The organism is Paraburkholderia sp. SIMBA_030 (genome assembly GCF_046535245.1).
In the GTDB taxonomy this organism is placed as follows: Bacteria; Pseudomonadota; Gammaproteobacteria; order Burkholderiales; family Burkholderiaceae; genus Paraburkholderia.
In genome coordinates, this window is sequence record NZ_JAWRXB010000142.1 from 1 (window position 1) to 374 (window position 374).

Annotated in this window: 1 protein-coding gene; it reads right to left on the reverse strand. The window is 61.2% G+C overall.

What is annotated here, in order from left to right; all coding sequences use genetic code 11:
* The coding region (locus tag SB772_RS39375; protein ID WP_410838435.1) for a porin at positions 1-374 on the reverse strand (374 nt) is incomplete at both ends.

The following is a 374-nucleotide window of genomic DNA, read 5'->3' on the forward strand; positions in this document are numbered from 1 at the left end:
ATGACGGAGTTGCCTGCACTGCCGATCGTCGTGCTCGCACCGCCGGTGATGCCACTCGTCGGGATCGTTGCGCCGTTGTAGTTGCCCTGGAGGGCGATGCGGCCCGTCAGAGTGCCGTATTCAGTGTCGCTCTTGGAGTCGAACGAGAGTTCAGCGCGGGTGTGATCGGCCCAATCCTGGCCGCCGTTGTTGTCGTATGCATCGCCGAAGCCGAAGCCGACGTCAAAACGGATGTAACCAGCAACCTTGAGGCAGGTTTCGGTGCCCGGGATGTAGAAGTAGCCGGTGCCGTAGGCGTCGCAAACCTTGACGTATTCTACTGCTTCCGGTTCGGCGGCGACGATAGCGTCGGCAGCCTGTGCACCGGATACTAC